The organism is Paenibacillus sp. PCH8, from assembly GCF_002968835.1.
Taxonomy (GTDB): Bacteria; Bacillota; Bacilli; order Paenibacillales; family Paenibacillaceae; genus Paenibacillus.
Genome location: NZ_PKQK01000003.1, coordinates 434,913 through 453,888, shown reverse-complemented (window position 1 = coordinate 453,888; position 18,976 = coordinate 434,913). Strand labels below are relative to the sequence as shown.

General features: G+C 45.7%; 17 protein-coding genes. 16 read left to right on the top strand and 1 reads right to left on the bottom strand.

The genetic code is table 11. The features are described from left to right. Window positions 1-3 precede the first annotated feature (3 nt). Window positions 4-1,404 (top strand): ABC transporter substrate-binding protein, encoded by a 1,401-nt coding sequence (locus C0Q44_RS19325; RefSeq protein WP_258166448.1) that lies wholly within the window; start codon window positions 4-6, stop codon window positions 1,402-1,404. 107 nt (window positions 1,405-1,511) lie between these two features. After that, window positions 1,512-2,186 carry a GntR family transcriptional regulator gene (locus C0Q44_RS19320; RefSeq protein ID WP_105408880.1) on the top strand — a complete coding sequence of 225 codons (675 nt, stop codon included), beginning with the start codon at window positions 1,512-1,514 and terminating at the stop codon, window positions 2,184-2,186. Between the two features lie 90 nt (window positions 2,187-2,276). Here the strand turns inward: C0Q44_RS19320 and C0Q44_RS19315 are convergent, their stop codons facing one another. After that, a complete protein-coding gene (locus C0Q44_RS19315) occupies window positions 2,277-2,822 on the bottom strand; it encodes a cupin domain-containing protein (protein WP_105408879.1) in 546 nt (181 codons plus the stop codon). 180 nt (window positions 2,823-3,002) lie between these two features. Between C0Q44_RS19315 and metH the strand changes: the two genes are divergently transcribed. The 14 genes from metH to C0Q44_RS19245 all read left to right on the top strand — a co-directional run bounded on the left by metH (window position 3,003) and on the right by C0Q44_RS19245 (window position 18,954). Beyond that, window positions 3,003-6,443: a methionine synthase gene (gene metH / locus C0Q44_RS19310; protein ID WP_105408878.1), complete on the top strand. Its 3,441-nt coding sequence runs from the start codon at window positions 3,003-3,005 to the stop codon at window positions 6,441-6,443. 76 nt (window positions 6,444-6,519) lie between these two features. Beyond that, window positions 6,520-7,458 (top strand): ribonuclease Z, encoded by a 939-nt coding sequence (gene rnz, locus C0Q44_RS19305; protein WP_105408877.1) that lies wholly within the window; start codon window positions 6,520-6,522, stop codon window positions 7,456-7,458. 353 nt (window positions 7,459-7,811) lie between these two features. Then, window positions 7,812-8,621: a TIGR01457 family HAD-type hydrolase gene (locus C0Q44_RS19300; RefSeq protein ID WP_105408876.1), complete on the top strand. Its 810-nt coding sequence runs from the start codon at window positions 7,812-7,814 to the stop codon at window positions 8,619-8,621. A gap of 6 nt (window positions 8,622-8,627) precedes the next feature. Continuing rightward, on the top strand, window positions 8,628-9,449 hold the full coding sequence (locus C0Q44_RS19295; protein WP_105408875.1) for an Fpg/Nei family DNA glycosylase: 822 nt from the start codon (window positions 8,628-8,630) through the stop codon (window positions 9,447-9,449). Then, window positions 9,439-10,287, top strand: coding sequence for a deoxyribonuclease IV (locus C0Q44_RS19290; protein WP_105408874.1), 849 nt, complete (start codon window positions 9,439-9,441; stop codon window positions 10,285-10,287). Before C0Q44_RS19295 ends, C0Q44_RS19290 begins: the two co-directional genes overlap by 11 nt. Window positions 10,288-10,307: 20 nt before the next feature. Beyond that, the gene (locus C0Q44_RS19285) at window positions 10,308-10,649 is read left to right on the top strand and encodes a cyclic-phosphate processing receiver domain-containing protein (protein WP_105408873.1); all 342 of its coding nucleotides are present in this window, start codon (window positions 10,308-10,310) and stop codon (window positions 10,647-10,649) included. Next, the gene (locus tag C0Q44_RS19280; protein WP_105408872.1) at window positions 10,646-10,963 is read left to right on the top strand and encodes a thioredoxin family protein; all 318 of its coding nucleotides are present in this window, start codon (window positions 10,646-10,648) and stop codon (window positions 10,961-10,963) included. The genes C0Q44_RS19285 and C0Q44_RS19280 overlap by 4 nt, the downstream gene beginning before the upstream one ends. A 2-nt stretch (window positions 10,964-10,965) precedes the next feature. Next, entirely contained in the window at window positions 10,966-11,739 is a 774-nt protein-coding gene (locus C0Q44_RS19275) for an ABC transporter ATP-binding protein (RefSeq protein ID WP_105409309.1), read from the top strand. A gap of 6 nt (window positions 11,740-11,745) precedes the next feature. Continuing rightward, window positions 11,746-12,795: a 23S rRNA (cytidine(2498)-2'-O)-methyltransferase RlmM gene (locus C0Q44_RS19270; protein WP_105408871.1), complete on the top strand. Its 1,050-nt coding sequence runs from the start codon at window positions 11,746-11,748 to the stop codon at window positions 12,793-12,795. A 180-nt stretch (window positions 12,796-12,975) separates the two neighbouring features. Then, window positions 12,976-14,454 (top strand): serine/threonine protein kinase, encoded by a 1,479-nt coding sequence (locus tag C0Q44_RS19265; protein WP_105408870.1) that lies wholly within the window; start codon window positions 12,976-12,978, stop codon window positions 14,452-14,454. A 26-nt stretch (window positions 14,455-14,480) separates the two neighbouring features. Beyond that, window positions 14,481-15,503, top strand: coding sequence for an SAF domain-containing protein (locus C0Q44_RS19260; protein ID WP_105408869.1), 1,023 nt, complete (start codon window positions 14,481-14,483; stop codon window positions 15,501-15,503). Between the two features lie 67 nt (window positions 15,504-15,570). Next, complete coding sequence (locus C0Q44_RS19255) at window positions 15,571-16,293, top strand: hypothetical protein (RefSeq protein ID WP_146113481.1); 723 nt, start codon at window positions 15,571-15,573, stop codon at window positions 16,291-16,293. Further along, window positions 16,290-17,120, top strand: a complete 831-nt coding sequence (locus C0Q44_RS19250; RefSeq protein WP_105408867.1) for a CpaE/TadZ family protein — start codon at window positions 16,290-16,292, stop codon at window positions 17,118-17,120. The genes C0Q44_RS19255 and C0Q44_RS19250 overlap by 4 nt, the downstream gene beginning before the upstream one ends. Window positions 17,121-17,127: 7 nt before the next feature. Beyond that, window positions 17,128-18,954, top strand: coding sequence for a P-loop NTPase family protein (locus C0Q44_RS19245; RefSeq protein WP_105408866.1), 1,827 nt, complete (start codon window positions 17,128-17,130; stop codon window positions 18,952-18,954). The last annotated feature ends 22 nt before the right edge of the window (window positions 18,955-18,976 follow it).

Here is an 18,976-nt window from a genome sequence, read left to right as displayed (position 1 = left end):
TGGTTGCTTTTTAATAAAATCACTGAAATGACGGGTGTTACACTTGAGCCCACTATTGTTCCCATGAGTGACTATTCTCAGAAGAGATCTCTTCTAATCAGTTCGGGCGATGCACCGTTGGTTATTCCAAAGACCTATCCTGGTGAAGAGTCTGCTTTTGTATCTTCCGGTGCGATTTTGCCCGTTAGTGATTACATTGATTTGATGCCCAACTTCAAGGGAAAAGTGGAGAAATGGGGATTGGAAGAAGAAATCGAAGGACTTCGACAGGAAGATGGCAAGTATTATGTACTCCCGGGTCTGCATGAAGAAGTATGGCCAGATTATACATTAATCGTAAGAACGGATGTCTTTGAAGATAATAATATTGCTATCCCTACCACATGGGACGAATTATACGATGCCGCCAAAAAGCTAAAAGAGATCTATCCGGATTCCATTCCATTCTCTGACCGCTTTCAATTCAACAGTACGATGAGTATCGCCGGGGTTGGATTTGGCACCAAGGCTGGATGGGGTTTCGGTAATGGACTCACGTATAAAGAAGATCAGGATCAGTTTGTGTACACAGCTACAACACCAGAATATAAAGAAATGCTCACCTACTTTAACAAGTTGGTATCCGAAGGACTGCTCGACAAAGAGAGTTTCACACAGGATGATGATCAGGCGATACAGAAGTATGTATCCGGCAAATCATTCATGATTAACGGTAATTCCCAAACTGTGGTTCTGCACCGCAATGATATGAACAAAACACTGGGTGAGGGGAAATACGCTGTTGCGAAGATTACGGTACCTGGTGGTCCGAAAGGACAGTTGATGTCCGGCTCCAGACTGGAGAATGGGGTCATGATCTCCGGGAAAATTCAAAAAAGTGAAAACTTCAAAGCCACTATGCAATTCGTTGATTGGCTGTATTATAGCGATGAAGGTCAAGAGTTTGCCAAGTGGGGTGTAGATGGTGAAACATTTACCAAAGAGGGAGGAACACGCAAGCTGGTAGAAGATGTGAACTACAATGGTTTGAATCCAAAAGGAACGAAAGATTTGCGCATTGACTTTGGCTTCTCAGGTGGCGTATTTGCGTATGGGGGTACCACCGATCTACTGCAATCCATGTTCAGTGAAGAAGAGTTGAAATTTCAGCAAAATATGAAGGATACCAAGAAAGTGATTCCCGCAGAACCACCGATTCCTTACTCTTCGGAGGACCGTGAACGGGTGACACTTCTGAGTACACCATTGAAAGATTATTCTGATCAGAATACACTCAAATTCATATTGGGTGAACGTGATCTGTCTGAGTTCGATACTTTTGCCAAAGAACTAGACAGTCAGGGCTTACCTAATTATCTGAAGCTTGCAAATGATACGTATAAAGCCTATAAGGAAAACAAGTAATAAGCATAGAAAATGTTGGCCCGATTACCGTTTCACTGAGGATATTTAAGTGGAACGGTAATTTGTGCTAAGATGAAGAAATACGGCTGAGAGAAAGAGGTCAAGGAATGATACTTAATCAAAAAATTAGAGGCTCGACTCGGGCATATTCATATAATCTATTAAAGGAACGAATTCTTCATCTGGAACTGGAGCCTGGTACCAAGATTTCGGAAAAGGAGATTGCAGACGAGTTGCAGGTGAGCAGAACACCAGTGCGAGAAGCATTTATGAAGCTCGCTGAAGAAGAGCTGCTAGACATCATTCCACAGAGTGGAACCATCGTTTCTCATATTAACCTTGAGCATGTGGAAGAAGGCAGATTTATGCGTGAGAAGATGGAGAAGGAAATCGTAACGCTGGCTTGCGCTTCATTTCCGGAAGAATTCAAATTCAGACTTGAAACCAATATTGCAATGCAAGAAGTATGTATTGGTAAAAACAATTTCTATCGACTTTTTGAACTAGATGAAGAGTTTCATCAGATTCTGTTTCAAGGTACGGGTAAGCTGAGAACGTGGAAAATGCTGCAACAACTGAATATGCCGTTTAACCGTCTGCGTTTATTACGTCTGGCGGAGGACTCCAACCTGGAAGTGATAATCTCGCAGCACAAAGAAATTTATCGGCTTATTACAGAGCGCCAGACGGAACAAGCGGTTCAGGTGATGGAAGCTCATCTCAGGCTAGTTGTTGTTGAGCAGGAATCAATAAAAGCGAAGTACCCGCATTATTTTATATGATGAACGAATGTTGTATAATATGCTCAACATGCCAAACCCCCTGTTCAATTAAACAGGGGGTTTGGTTGAGCAAGTCCTAATCCAGCAGTGTTAGGCTTGTTTGATAAAGGTTGGATCAGGATACGGATCTGCAATCCAGCCATCTTTTTCGATAAAAAGACGCACAGCTATAATTTGTTTGTTCTCCATTAATGTGAAGAAGTGCGGTGTATTCTCAGGTACGGAAATCACGTCTCCAGGAGACAATTCTACATTAAAATAGCCTACCTCATCAGGAGCTTTAATAACAAAGATTCCTTTACCAGCGACAATCGCACGGATCTCATCTTCAGCGTGGGTGTGAATCTCTTCGAACTTAGCCAGCTTTTCTTCGATATCTGGTGTTTGTTCGGACAAAGTGATTACATCCCAGATTTGATAACCGCGACGTGCGGCCAAATCCCTGATTTCATAATCGTACGTTTCCAAAACCTCATTCTTCTGATCCTCAGTCAATCCAAAGTTGTTTTGCAGATCAGTGTTAAGTTTCGATGCATCCCACTTCTCATATATTACTTCGTATTTGTTCAAGAAATTTCGAACGTTTTCGTCACCAGTGATACGTTCGTTCGTATTTCGGATTACAATTTCAGCCATATTCTTTCCCTCTTTTCCACTTGGTTTAATTGATATTATATCGGATTCCTCTGTTTTTGTCGATTCACAAATTCCGTTTTCATTCGTGTAAACCCGCCATCCTACGGGAATAAAACCGATCTTTCACATTAAGTTAGTTTCTGTTAAACTAAGATTTAACGTTTTGCGGGGGTGAAGATATTGGATAAACTTAGTCTACACGATGCATTAAAACAACGAATATTAATCCTCGACGGTGCAATGGGGACCATGATTCAACAAGTTGATTTGACTGGCGCAGATTTTGGCGGAGAAGATCTGGATGGATGTAATGAAATGTTAGTACTTACGCGTCCAGAGCTCATCCAGCGCATTCATGAAGAATATCTTGAAGCCGGTGCTGATTTGATTGAAACCAATACATTTGGTGCGACATCTGTCGTACTTGCAGAATACGATATTCAGGATCGTGCACGTGAGATCAATCTGGAAGCAGCCAGAATTGCGAAAGCTGCGGTTGATCGATTCTCTACACCTGAATCTCCACGTTATGTGGTGGGAGCCATGGGTCCTACAACCAAAACGCTGTCTGTAACTGGAGGAGTAACGTTCCAGGAACTTATTGACAGCTATTTTGAGCAAGCGCTTGCTTTAATAGAGGGAGGCGTTGATGCGCTACTGCTTGAAACCTCACAGGATACCCTCAATGTAAAAGCAGGCAGCATTGGAATTCAGCAGGCGTTCGAACAGAGTGGCATTACACTGCCACTGATGATCTCAGGCACAATTGAACCGATGGGAACAACCCTTGCGGGCCAGAACATCGAATCCTTTTATATATCCTTAGAACACCTTAACCCAATTTCCATAGGACTAAACTGTGCTACAGGTCCGGAGTTCATGCGTGATCACATTCGCTCGCTATCCGGAATAGCATCCGTTGCAGTGAGTTGTTACCCGAATGCAGGTCTTCCGGATGAGAACGGTAATTATCATGAGTCACCAGATTCTCTTGCTCATAAGATTGGTGCTTTTGCCGAACAAGGCTGGTTGAATATTGCTGGTGGGTGTTGCGGGACAACTCCTGCACATATTCGAGCCATGCGCGATACACTTGCCAAGTACCCTCCAAGAGAATTAAACGGAACGCATCCACCTGCATTGTCTGGTATAGAACCGGTCTATGTAGAACAGGATAATCGTCCATACATGGTCGGTGAGCGTACCAACGTGCTGGGATCAAGAAAATTCAAGCGTCTGATCGTAGAAGGCAAGTATGAAGAGGCTTCGGAAATTGCACGTGCTCAAGTGAAGAATGGAGCGCACATTGTCGACGTTTGTGTACAAGATCCGGACCGTGAAGAAGCTGAAGACATGGAGAAGTTCCTTGAACTTGTTGTCAAAAAAGTAAAGGTTCCGCTCATGATTGATACGACAAATGCTTCAGTTATTGATTTGGCTCTCCAGTACTCTCAAGGTAAAGCGATCATTAACTCCATTAACCTTGAAGACGGCGAAGAGAAATTCGAACAGGTCACACCGTTACTGCATAGATACGGCGGTGCAGTTGTTGTCGGAACAATTGATGAACGTGGTCAGGCCATCAGTCGGGAGGACAAGCTGGACGTAGCCAAACGTTCCTATGATCTACTGGTGAACAAATACGGGCTTAAACCGGAAGATCTGATTTTTGATACGTTGGTGTTCCCGGTAGGTACAGGGGATGAACAGTACATTGGTTCAGCCAAGGAAACCATTGAAGGTATAAGAGTTATTAAGGAAGCCATGCCTGAATGTCATACGATCCTGGGGATCAGTAACATTTCATTCGGACTGCCTGAAGCAGGCCGCGAAGTACTGAACTCTGTATTTTTGTATGAATGTACCAAAGCAGGTCTTGACTATGCAATCGTGAACACAGAGAAACTGGAGCGTTATGCATCCATACCGGAAGTAGAGCGCAGACTCTCGGAAGAGCTCTTATATAATACGAATGATGAAACACTGGCGGCTTTCGTAGCGGCATTCCGCAACAAAAAGGTGGAGAAGAAGGAGAAAATCTCGAACCTTTCATTAGAAGAGCGCCTCGCTTCATATGTAGTGGAAGGAAGCAAAGAGGGATTGCTGCCCGATTTGGAACTGGCACGAGCCAAATACACAGCACTTCAAGTCATAAATGGTCCACTCATGCGCGGTATGGAAGAAGTAGGTCGTCTCTTTAACAACAATGAGTTAATTGTAGCTGAGGTGTTACAGAGTGCGGAAGTCATGAAGGCTTCTGTAGCGTACCTGGAGCAGTTCATGGAGAAGAACGAAACTTCTGTTAAAGGCAAAATCATTCTGGCCACAGTCAAGGGCGATGTGCATGACATCGGTAAGAACCTGGTGGAGATCATCCTGTCCAATAACGGTTACCGAATCATTAATTTGGGTATAAAAGTACCACCAGAACGTATCATTGAGGCATACCGGGGAGAAAAAGTTGACGCGATCGGGCTCTCGGGTCTATTGGTAAAATCAGCGCAGCAGATGATTCTTACCGCTCAGGATCTACGAACAGCAGGTATTGATGTACCTATTATGGTTGGCGGAGCGGCGTTGACACGTAAATTCACCAAAAATCGTATTCGTCCTGAATACAACGGGATGGTTGTATATGCGAAAGATGCGATGGATGGTCTGGATCTGGCGAACAAATTGATGAATCCCGTTACACGTGAAGTGATGCAAATGGAGATGGATGCCGAAAAAGAAGCTGACGCTTCAGGTGCGGTAGCCGTTCAGGCTTTACCAGAGCTTACCCGAGTGGAACGTTCGGACATTGCTATAGATAATCCGGTTCTTGTACCACCGGATCTGGAGCGGCATACGATGCGTAACTACCCGCTATCGCACATCCTGCCCTATGTAAACATGCAGATGTTGCTGGGTCACCATCTGGGACTTCGCGGTTCGGTAGAACAGCTGTTAGCCTCGGGTGATCAGAAAGCCACGGATCTGAAGGCAGTCGTGGATGAAATTATGCAGGAGGCTGTTCGTGACGGGATTATTCAGGCACATGCCATGTATCGTTTCTTCCCGGCTCAGTCCAGTGGGAACAGCGTCATCATCTATGATCCTGAGAACACGAGCAATATCTTGCATACCTTTACGTTCCCACGTCAAAAAGTAGAGCCGTTCCTGTGCCTGTCCGATTTCCTGAAGCCTGTAGAATCCGGACAAATGGATTACGTAGGTTTCATGGTTGTCACTGCCGGACACGGTGTACGTGAACTCTCAACTGCATGGAAAGATCAAGGCGATTATCTTCGCTCACACGCTCTGCAATCCGTAGCGCTTGAAGTAGCAGAGGGATTAGCGGAACGTGTGCATCATATGATGAGAGATATCTGGGGATTCCCGGACTCCGCCCAGATGACCATGAAGCAACGTCACGGTGCGCGCTATCAGGGAATCAGAGTGTCCTTTGGATATCCGGCGTGTCCGGATCTGGAAGACCAAGGGCCGCTATTCAAGTTGTTGCAGCCTGAAGATATCGGTGTGGAATTGACTGAAGGTTTCATGATGGAGCCTGAAGCATCCGTATCAGCGATGGTATTCAGCCATCCGCAAGCCAAGTATTTTAACGTAGAAAAGGCATAAATCAGTAGAGTGTCAGGCAAAGCCCTCCGCATTGTCGGAGGTTTTTTGCTGGCAGCAGAAAGAGGTGCGATCCAGAATGGAACTATATTTCCTGGGAACTAATGCTGGTGTACCTACGCTACAGCGTAATGTAACTTCCATTGGGCTGCGCATGTTGGATGAGCGCAGAGCATTGTGGTTGTTTGACTGCGGGGAAGGAACACAGCACCAGATTTTAAGTTCACCGCTTAAATTAAGCAAGTTGGAGAAAATATTCATTACCCATCTTCATGGAGATCATGTCTTTGGGCTTCCGGGACTCATTTCGAGCAGAGCTTATCAGGGTGGCACAACACCTTTAACTGTATATGGTCCCCCAGGTACCGAACGAATGATTAGTACAACAATGGAGCTTAGCCAATCCCGTGTTAACTATGATTTGAAAATCGTGGAACATACGGGCGGGGTACTATTTGAAGATGACAGTTTTATCGTGGAATCTGCTTTGCTGGAGCATCGGATTGATAGTTATGGTTACCGGATCACGGAAAAGGATCGCCCAGGCAGCTTGGACCCAGCCAAACTGGCTGAATATGGTTTGAAACCGGGTCCGTTGTTCGGACGACTGAAACGTGGAGAGACCATCATGCTGGATAACGGTGATTCGCTCCGTCCCGAAGATGTGTTGGGAGCGCCAAAAAGAGGGATGGTGATCACTATATTAGGTGATACACGTCCATGTGACAATGTGCAGCCTCTTGCCACGGGTGCAGATGTACTTGTACATGAAGCTACATTTATGCATGATCTGGCAGATACAGCACATGAATACTATCATAGTACTTCAAAACAAGCGGCAGAAGCGGCTAGAGCAGCGAATGTAGGGCAATTGATCATGACTCACTTCAGCTCACGGTATAAGGATGAAGATCAACTTCAGCCGCTTCTGGAAGAAGCACAGTCCATATTCCCAAATACAAGACTTGCGAATGAACATCAGCTTATTCCTGTCGTTCACCGTAAGCAAGAATCTTAACCATGAATGCGAACCTGTGCACGGCTAAATACGTCATATGAAGAACCGGGTAATTGCACGGGACTGAGGGAGAGGACTCCCGCGGTCCCTTTTGCAATCTGGTCAAAAAGCGTGTAGGATGGGCAATATGAACAGGAAATGATTCGAATTATTTTCCGGGAAAGCGCAGGAAATGACATGCTTGTACAGAAGACGCGCAAGTTAAACCGTCTGTGTTCGATCCGGTTCGACGAGTTGTGTGCATATGCGAGCAGACCATTATTTTTGCCTGATTACATAGGTTCGCGTTAAAGTTCGAGGGAAATGATTAAGGACATGAAACGTTAATGGACTAAAGAAAGGAAGTGCTATGTGTGATTAAGGCCTATCTGATTGACCTGGATGGTACGCTCTATCATGGCAGACATCGGATCGAAGGAGCAGATCAGCTTATTCGGACGCTCCAAGAGTTAGGAACCCCGTACTTATTCGTGACTAATAATTCTTCCCGCACACCCCAAGGCGTGGCAGATCATCTGAATGGAATGGGCATACCTGCGGATGCGTCACAAGTATGTACCTCTGCAGTGGCAGCTGCTGAATACGTTGCTGAAGAGTCCCCGGGTGCAAAGGTGGCTTGTATCGGAGAAGCAGGACTGTTGCAAGCCATAGAAGAAGCGGGACTACAACTGACAGACGAGGCACCTGATTACGTGATTCAGGGAATTGATCGTGAATTTTCCTATCATAAACTGACCAAGGCACTGCGATGGATCAATGGAGGTTCGCAATTCATTATGACCAACCCTGATCTGCAGCTCCCTTCGGATGATGGACTGACGCCGGGGGCTGGAACTATTGGAGCGGCAATCGAAGCAGCAACGGGAGTTCATCCTACCGTTATTGGCAAGCCATCGAGTGTTATAATGAAGTCAGCCATCAGTCGGCTGAAGCTGGAGCCTCATGAAGTTGCAGTGATTGGAGACAATATGCGTACTGATATTGCAGCGGGAGTGGCAGCAGGGTGTGAGACGGTGCTGGTTCTTACCGGTGTTACAACAAGGGATAATATGGATGGGCACATTCAAGCAGCCAAGGCTCGTCCTGATCATGTGTTTGAAGATTTGCATAAATTGAATGAGTGGCTGTCGCAAAAGACAGACCTCGCTTCCAAAAAGGGGTAATGTATGATGCCGGAACTGCCGGAAATGGAAAACTACCGGACTTTACTGTCCGAGAAAATACTTGATTTACTGATTACAGGTGTAGTGGTTAACCGTGATAAAACGATAAATACAGCGACTGATGTGTTTATTAGCGAACTTACAGGCAATCACATCATATTTGTGGAGCGCCGAGCGAAGCATCTAATTTTCCACTTGGCCAATGGCAAACGTCTGGTGCTGCACCTCATGCTGGGCGGTATGATTTTCTGGGGAACAGAAGAGGAACGCCCTGATCGTTCCACTCAGGTGGAAATTCAGTTTGGAGATCACATTTTATTCTTTATTGGACTGCGTCTCGGATATTTGCATCTGCTTACATCAAAGGAAACCGAAGAGGCCATGTCCGACCTTGGACCTGAACCTCTGGATCGACGGATGAATGTGAAACGTTTTGCTTCTTTGTTAAAAGGCCGTCGGGGTACACTTAAAACGACATTGGTGAACCAGCATATTATTGCAGGGATTGGCAACTGTTATTCGGATGAGATTGCCTTTGCTGCTGGGCTAAGACCAAGTTCCAAGACGCAGAATATTGCAACTTCACCAGAACTGACGGAGCGTTTATTCCATTCCATGCAGTCTGTGTTGCGGGAAGCAGCTTCTGAGGGTGGTTATATGGAAATGCCGTTGATGCAAGGGGATACCAAAACAGGAAGTTTTGATGAGCAATGTCGGGTGTATGACCGTGAGGGCGAGACTTGTCCACGTTGCGGGGGAACGATTGAACGAGTGGAAATTACGGGCAAGAAGGCATTCTTCTGTCCGCAATGCCAGCATGAGGCCTAAAACCGGAATCGGGGCACATGTTAGTACCAGAGGCGGATTCATTCAGGCTGCCAAGAGAGCATATGAGATGGGGGCATCGGCATTTCAATATTTTCCGAAGAACCCGCGTAGTCTCGGCCTGAAGGAATTGGATCTCAAGGATGCTGAACTGTGTCGGGATTGGTGTGAACAGCAGGGGATTTCTTCCATTGCACATTCACCCTATCCCACAAATCCGGCTTTGGGTATGACCCGTGGAGAGGCGGGATTTCATGCTACCATCGCTTCTATTCGTAATGATCTGGAAATTTCGAATGCCTGTGGTTCTGTTGGGACGGTGGTCCATTTTGGTCATATCAAGACGAGCAACCCGCTTGAAGGGTATCAGAATCTCATACTTTGTCTGGATACCGCTTTGGAGAAATGGGAAGGTGAGTCGAAGATATTGCTTGAGAATCAGGCCGGTGATCACGGTCCCATGGGCACGACAATGGAGGAACTGATACAGATTCGCAAATTAAGCCGATTTCCGGAGCATATTGCCTTTTGTTTTGACACATGCCACGCTTTTGCCTCCGGGATGTGGTCAGCAGGAAACGAAGCAGTAATGCTCGATAAGGGCACGCTACTTGGATATTGGGATAATGTTGCTGCTGTACATTTTAATGATTCGAAATACGCGTCCGGTTCGTTCAAGGACAGACATGCGAGAATCGGACAGGGTTATGTAGGATATGAATCGATGCAGCAATTGTTAAGTTCGCCTGAGTTTCAAAAAGCAGTCGTTGTGCTGGAAACAGAAACGGGCGAAGATGGAACGCACCGTGATGATATAGCACTCATGCGTTCGTGGCTATAATTGGGGAGAGGAGCGATTGTATGCATGTTTTTTTGGATGACTATCGCGCGTGTCCGAAAGGATTTGTTCTGGCAATGAATGCTGAAGAGTGCCTGATGCTGCTAAGAGAAGGTGACGTGGATATTTTGTCGCTTGATTATGAACTTGGTCCGGATTCACCGAGCGGCGGTGAGGTAGCGGCATCCATAGTACGGGAAGGGTTGTTCCCGCGCGAGATCTATTTGCATACGTCCAGTATGTTTGGTAAACGTCAGATGTACGAGATGTTATACAGTAATAAACCGGATTCAGTCATCATTCACAATGGACCAATGACGGGCGAGGTCATGCTTCGTGTTGCCGCTGGAGACGGAAGTCGATGAAGCCGATCACATCCAAAATGCTAATGCGTGGCGTATGGGAAGGCATGCCGCAAGCTGTATTTATATATACCCCTTTATGTGGGACATGTGTGGCAGCCCGACGTATGTTGGATGTAGCTGAGCACATGCTGCCAGAAGGGATCTTGTCCGAAATGAACATCCACGACATTCCGGAACTTGTGCAACAATTTCAAATTTCAAGCGTACCCGCAGTGATGTTGTTTGATGGCCAGCAAGATGTGCCGAAAATGGTATATCGGATGAGCTCTGTGGAGCATCTGCTCAGTGAGATCCGGAAGGCGGTGCTGAAATGAGTATAATTACGATGGAGCATATCTCGCTCAGACGGGAAGAGAATCAAATCCTGGATAACGTTCATTTGCGCATCGAGCAAGGCGAGCATTGGGTTATTCTGGGGCGTAATGGTTCAGGTAAAACAACGTTGCTGGAAATGATGAACGGTTATATGTTCCCAAGCGAAGGGCGTATTGAAGTACTGGGTAATCTGTATGGACAATGTGATGTCAGGGAAGTGCGTAAGGAAATCGGGTATATCAGCCAAACGCTGATCGAGAAACTAACCCTCAGAGATCCGGTGTGGGAGGTCGTCGCTACAGGAGCTTATGCTTTTTTGCGTTTTTATCAGACGATCCCCGATGAAGTGAAAGCCAAGGCACTGAATTTGCTGGATGAGATGGGTTTCGCTAAACTATCCAATCACCCACTGGGAACGTTGTCCCAGGGAGAACGCAAAAAAGTCATGCTCGCACGGTCTCTAATGGCTGATCCTAAATTACTCATTATGGACGAGCCTTGTGCAGGGTTGGACTTGTATGAACGCGAGAAAATGTTGGCTGAGATTGATCGTCTGCGCAAGCGTAACATTACAGTTGTGTATGTAACACATCACGTTGAAGAGATCGTACCTTTATTTACACATGTGGCCTTGATCCGCGATGGACGTATTGCTGCGGCAGGCCCTAAGCGTGAAGTTTTAACACAAGATACAATTAAGCATACGTACGATGTTCCGGTCGATATTCGGTGGGATGAAGGCCGTCCGTGGATACGCGTACGTTCTGGAGGATAACACATTTTGAGTACACAATCGTCTTGGAGAGAAGGAGACTTCTCCCGTTTTATCTGCACTGCCAATCACGGCTTTGCCCCTTATGCTCAGGAAGAATTGCGCCGTACGTTTGGTGCAGTCAAGAGCACTGTACTTGTACCTGGTGAAATATTGCTTGCTAGTCTGCCGGTTGCAGAGGAAGAAGTAGCAAGCAAACTACTGGAAGAGTCGCCGACGTTTTTGCGTCATATTCAACCTGTTCAATTTCAGGAGAATACGGAAGACTCCGAACAGTCCATGGAGAAATTGCTTGCATTTGTATTGAACCACAAGCAACTTTTCGGTACTCGTGTCGTACTGCAGGTACGAAAAACGGAAGGTTCCTTTTGGCAGGAAAATGCGGCTTCATTGAAGCAATTGCTCACAGAGAAGCTGGATGAATTAGGTTGTGAATGGGTCGTTCGTGATGCTGAATATGTCATTTCCGTATTTGTTACGGATGATATGTTATATGCTGGCGTGTCCAGACCTGATCAGAATCTTTCTGACTGGAGCGGAGGAGCCGTTCGTTTTCAGAAAGAGGACGGACAGATCTCACGAGCCAAGTTCAAATTGCTTGAAGCCGAGCAAACGTTTGGCATTGACTTCACCTCTTTTCACAAAGCACTCGATATTGGTGCAGCACCCGGTGGATGGACCTCCTTCCTGCTTGAACGCGGGCTTGAAGTAACGGCCGTAGATCCCGCGAAGATGGATGCGACCCTGCTGGCATCGCCAAAACTGACTTTCTTGAAAAAGAATGCAGGTGATGTGCGTTTTCGTGAAGGAGAATTCGATCTGCTTGTATGTGATATGAGCTGGAGCCCCAAGCTGATGAGTCGACTTGTATCGGATCTTCTGTATAGTCTTCAGCACGGAGGAACAGCGATTGTTACGGTGAAGTTATTGCATAAAAAACCACTGGCGCTCATTAAAGACGTCATTGATACGTTTGAGCGTTCGCGGATGCAGATTCAACGTTCCAAACAGCTGTTTCACAATCGGGAAGAAATCACGTTGTATATGATCAAATATTAAGAGATTAAGCACATTAAATTTTGTGCTTTACAATCTATTCCTGCGTGTACTATAATGATACCAATATTAACCATAACAAACCTAAGGGAAAGCATCCCGAAGGGAATGAACCGGACATCCGGTCTGTTCCTCTTCGGTGAAGCTTTCCCTTTTTTGTTGTGTATGGAAGGAGGAATTGACATGAGACATCCGGCCAGGCTGGAACGCGGAAGCCTGCTGGGAGGGAGATATCGTATCGTATCCATTCTGGGTGCAGGTGGAATGAGTCATGTATACGAGGCGGAGGATCTGAAGTTGCCGGGCAAAATTTGGGCCATTAAAGAAAGTGTAACAGCGATGCCGTATGAAGGCAGTATGGAGACTGAGGCGGCCCTTCTGACATCACTTCGCCATCCGAGATTGCCACAGATCGTTGATTTTTTTGTCCCGGATGAAGATGGGTACACCTATTTGGTAATGGAATTCATCGAAGGGTTAACGTTGAGTGATTATTTCAAGCAGTGCCGCGGTAAGATCCCGATGGAGCAGTTGACAGCGTTGGTGCTTCAATTGCTGGATGTATTGAGTTATCTGCATAATCTGAATCCGCCGGTAATATATAGGGATCTGAAGCCATCAAACATTATGATCACTCCGGAATATGAAGTGCGATTAATTGATTTTGGTATCGCCAGAAGTTACAAAGCGCAAAGCGCTGAAGATACAGTCAAGTTGGGAACGGCCGGTTTTGCTGCACCTGAACAATATGGTTCAGGACAGACCGATGCACGTTCGGATCTCTATGGTCTTGGGGCTTTACTGCTCTATCTCATGACAAGTGGGGCATATACGGAATGGATTCAAGGTGTGGAAAGTTCCATCCGTAGTGATGTTCCGCGTACATATATTCCTGTTGTGAGAAGGTTGTTAAGGTATAATGCCGAAGAGCGATTCCAGTCTGCGGATGAGGTACGGAAGGAACTGTTGCGAATACCCGGGATGTCAACATCCGGTGGGGATGCAACAATGAACCTGAACGGGGGGACAAGAGTTATTGCTTTAACAGGTGCTTCATCTGGTGTGGGGGTTACTCATACAGCCATAGCTATTAGCCATTATCTCGAAAGGCAGAACTTCAAAGTAGCAGTCATTGAAATGTCGCCTCGCTCCCAATCATTTGCACGTATTCAACAAGTCGCTCAAGCGGGCAAACCCGTACCTGCTGGCAGACAGTTTGCAGTGGATGGTGTGCATTATTGGAAACAATCCGGACGAGCAGATATACTGTCTTTGCTTGGAGGAAGCTATCAATTCATCGTTATGGATCTCGGTAGTGGTCAGGATCAGAATCGATTGGAAGAATTCCTGCGTGCGGATCTGCCCATCGTTATAGGTTCAGGTGCAGAGTGGAAACAGGCTGAGATCAGTGCTTTTGTTCGTGCACATCATCGATATCCACGAGAAAAATGGATATATTGTCTACCCTTGGCGGCGACAGAAGCTGTTCTGCGGATTCGTAAAGCACTGGACACATCAAGTGTATATGGCCTGCCCTTACATATGGACCCTTTTGACAAAGACGTACATATGGATAAAGTGTTTTCTCATATTTTAACGCATATGATGGCACAGCAGCCCAAGAAACGTTCATTTTTTTCACGAAGAAAAGTACATGATTAGAGGAGATTACGAAAGGAGAGCCTCTTTTGTCTAAATTAAGAAAACAAAGTCGTCAACTAATCTATGCCGGGCTTATCGGAGCAGGAGCAATAGGGTTGGTGTTCGGAGGATATGTGATTTACAATGTCAAAACCATGGGTGATGTCAGGTCGGAAGTGGAGGCCCGTTATTTATCGGTATATGAGGAAAAGGAAGCTGAGTTGAAGCAGCAGTGGAACTCCGGAGCACAAGGATGGGTTACGATTAGGGATGTTGAAGCAGGGGAACCGATATTACCTGAGGATCTAAAACTTATTGCAGTTCCCGACGCTCAAGCTCCACGAAATCTATGGTCCAGTACCAAGCAGATGGAAGGCCAAGTCGCCAAAATAGAATTGAAAAAAGGTACAGCCATTACAACTGAAATGGTGTATGAGGATATACCGGCTCCACCGGATTTAAGAAACCGAGAGTTGCAAGTTGTGCTACTTCCGTCCTCACTGGTTAAGGGAGATATTATTGATGTTCGTATTCAGTTTCCCACAGGACAGGACTATGTACTTCTATCGAAGAAGAAAGTGGAACGATTAAATGCAGCTACATTATGGATTACGATGACGGAGGAAGAGATACTGTCACTGTCAAGTGCAATTGTAGATGCCTATTTACATAAAGCTTCAATCTATGCCTTAACCTATGTAGAACCACAGTTTCAGACACCTGCAATCCCGACGTACCCTGCCAATACAGAAGTGTTAAAGCTGCTGGAGAGTGATCCCAATATTGTTCGGCGAGCTGAACAGGAATTATCCAAACAGGTGCGAAGTTCGCTTGAAAGTTCTCTGGCTGCCTCCATGTCAGCACCATCCAAAGGGGTTGAACAGGATGTAGCGCAATCCTCTGTTACCTATAATAGTCGTCCCTCAGCAAATCAATCTTCATCATCGGATGGAGTGATCTGGAATGATGGTTCAGAAAACGGAGGAGGAGCTAATCCTGGAAGCATGAATAATTCTGTGGAAGCTTCACAAACGGATGAACAACAGAGCCTGATAACGGGTGGAGAATAAAGTGGATGCGAAGGTTACATTTAGATTTAATTCAGATAACAAAGGTAATGAGAACCAGGAGGGAGTTATGACATTTATGCATACATGGATCTTTGCGGGTTTGTGTGAAAAGAATGATCTGATGCTGTATCTGTGTAAAATATTGGCCTCTTCAGGCAAACGGGTTTTGCTCGTAGATGGAACCTTACAACAGAAGTATGGGCATGGAGTGGGTGACAGTCAGCAATCTTTGCGGATTGCGGAATTTGAAGGATTTGATATCGCTTGTCATTTTGTCACTTCAGCAGCTGTAGAGAATCATCTTGAAGTGAACGGTGAGCATTTGGACAGTTATGACTATGTATTATATGACGTGGAGACCTCACACTTTGCTTCGCGTAATCTTTGGCTGACTGCGGATATTCGTGTCTGGGTGAGTGATTATGAGCGTTACAATCTGGAACGTGGAAAAGGTTGGCTGGAGCGGTTACTTGAAGAACAATCATTGCCTGGTGAGCTGTCATTTCAACGAATTTTGATCAACGGGGTAGACTGCAAGCTTGAGGCACGTTATCTGTGGGCATACCTGGAAGGCAGTCCGTTTGTATGGACAGGAGAGTCCTTAATACTCCCATGGGATGAGTTGACAGCCGCCGTTAAGCTTGAGAATGAGCATCATCGCAGAGTTCAACTCAGGCCTCTATCACGCAATTACAAAAAATCATTGTGTCGTGTGGTGGAACAGTTAACAGGATGGGAAAGTGTCCGAAGTCGCCGTGCGATGAAAGATGCAGAAAGGATGAGAGCATGAGCACCATTACGTTTTGGAGCCCGTATTCAGGAACAGGTTGCACCTCAAGCGCATTGATAAGTGCCTATGCGATGGCGCTTCACTACAGGACAAGAATATTACTTGTTAATACAGGCCTTGCCGGAAGCGGCACAGAAGCTACTTTACCACTCAATGAAACAGATTCTGCGGATTCCGTGTTCTCCTTCGAAGAAGGCAGCTGGGATGCTGTTGAACGCCTGAATTCCAGCGGGAGTTTGAACAAGCATAATCTGAGGGATTATACCAAGCCGCTTCTGAAGGAAAGACTTGATTTCCTGACCGGAAGAATGAATGAGATGGAACGTTCGTCGCAAGAACATAGTGAGACCGTGAAAAAACTGCTGCATGTCGCTAACGAGTACTATGATCTGGTTCTTCTGGATGCGGATCATGTCGGTGCGGATTCTCAGCTTATGCTGCAACAGGCGGATTACGTTGTAGTTAATCTCGATCAAAATATGCGGAAACTGGAGTTGTTTTTTGAAGAGATTTTGCCAGAGAGAATGAATCATCAGAATATGCATGTTGTAATTAACAAGTACGATCCGGATTCCCGTGCAACGATCTCCAATATTCGGCGCCGGTTTAGATACAAGGGGACAATCTCTGCAATACCGTATACGACTGGATATATGGATGCCATGAATCGGCGAGATGTCGCCAAGTACTTGCAGTTGGAGAGTTTGAGTAGGAATAAGGATATTCGTAAAGGGAGCTTTGCTGCAAGCATGGGCGAACTCGCTCGCCTGATTATGGACGGCGCAGGAATGCGCACTGTTCTGAAGAGGCTGGAAAGGGGAGCCTGAAACTCCGATGCTCTGGAATACCATATGGATAAGTTCAATATTGATTCTGTGTCTGACTTATATCGGGTTCAAGTATAGAACGTTTCTTCGTGATAAAAATGCACGTGTGCCTGAACCGGAATCATTCACGATTGACATGTTGATTGAGAAAGTGAAGAACTCTCTTCATGAGCTCAGCCATAGTCAACTCGCGGACGCAGGTCTGCATGAAGAAGAATATCGACGAAGAATTAATCAACGTGCCGAGATGAGGAAGGCCCTGAAGGGCTGTGTCTCGGGCAGTATCAGCGACAAAACGTATGTCAAAAACCTAATAGGGGATCTGCTAACTCGAAGTATAGGCTTGAACAAATCGAATGTAGATGAAGTTATTTTGTTTGCGGAACCTGATTTGTTGACGATCCAGGACCGATTCGAAATTGTGTTTTATCTGTACCGACAGCAATTTGGTGCAGATGCCCTCTCACGAATGATTGATACCTACGATCTGGGCAGGCTGAGAATGGAAGAAGGATCAGAGGATGGAGGAAGTTATTATATTTCCGAGGAAGATATTCAGTATGTTTTTGAATGCGAATATAGAGAGCTTGGATTTAGAGAAAAGACGGATATTATCGTGCAGCGCGTCTATCAGCATTACAAAGGCTTTTCGGTTGTTGACGAAATAAGGGACCAACGTATTGACGGTGTCAGTGGTGGTGTCAGTGGTATGCTCGATACTGTTCATAATACGGGCTTTCAAAAACCGGCATCATGGAATGATTTGCTGGAGCAAGGACTTGAGGATGATGCACATGAAGAACCGTTTAGCGGAATGGAAAGTGTCTGGATTTTCTATAAAGGTAAGTCCATTCATCTGTCCTTTCTGTCATTCGGCAGCATCCGTGAACTGAAAAGGGTATGCCAGAACATATACAAATACAATTATCCGGGTCAGTTGTCGGAAGCGAGTGGGTATAAGGTTAACGAGATGAAGGACGGTTCCCGTGTCGTTGTTGTTCGTCCTCCGTTCTCGGAATCTTGGGCCTTCTTCGTCCGTAAGTTCGATATTCCGAATGCTTCACTTGAACAGTTGATTACAGGTAACAACGCTGATTTGCCAATTACACTACTGCAATATCTGATGAAAGGAAGTCGGATTACTGCTGTAACCGGGGCGCAGGGATCTGGTAAAACGACGTTGCTTATGGCTATGGTCAAACATATCTATGCTTCGTATACCCTTAGGGTACAGGAGATGGCTTTTGAACTTCAATTAAGACGGATCTATAGTCGACGTAACATCTTGAGTTTCCGAGAGACTGAACATATTTCCGGTCAACAAGGGCTTGATTTACAGAAAAAAACGGATGGTACCGTAAATATTCTGGGTGAGGTCGCGAGTGATGAAGTGGCTGCATGGATGATTCAAATGTCTCAAGTGGCCAGCTTGTTCACCCTGTTTACACACCATGCTAAAACCTTTCGTGATCTGGTTTTCTCTCTCCGTAATTCATTGCTCAAGACAGGTATGTTCCAGCATGAACATATTGCTGAAGAGCAGGTGGTGAGTGTCATTAATTTCGATGTTCATATGAAGAAAGATGCTGAGGGACGCAGATATATTGAACGGATTACGGAATGTCTTCCTCGGGCGAATAAAGGTGACAACGTGGAAGAGAGGGCAGGTTTTTCATTTCGTAATGTAGTGGAGTACAGGGGGGGAGCGTATGTTGCTACTGCTCCAATCTCTTCGGGAAGTATGAACGATATGTGTGATCAGATGACATTACAGGATGCCGAGAAGTTTAAACGGTTTATAGAGGAACACTGGGGTGATCCGCATGACGATTAAATGGATTCTGCTCCTCATATTA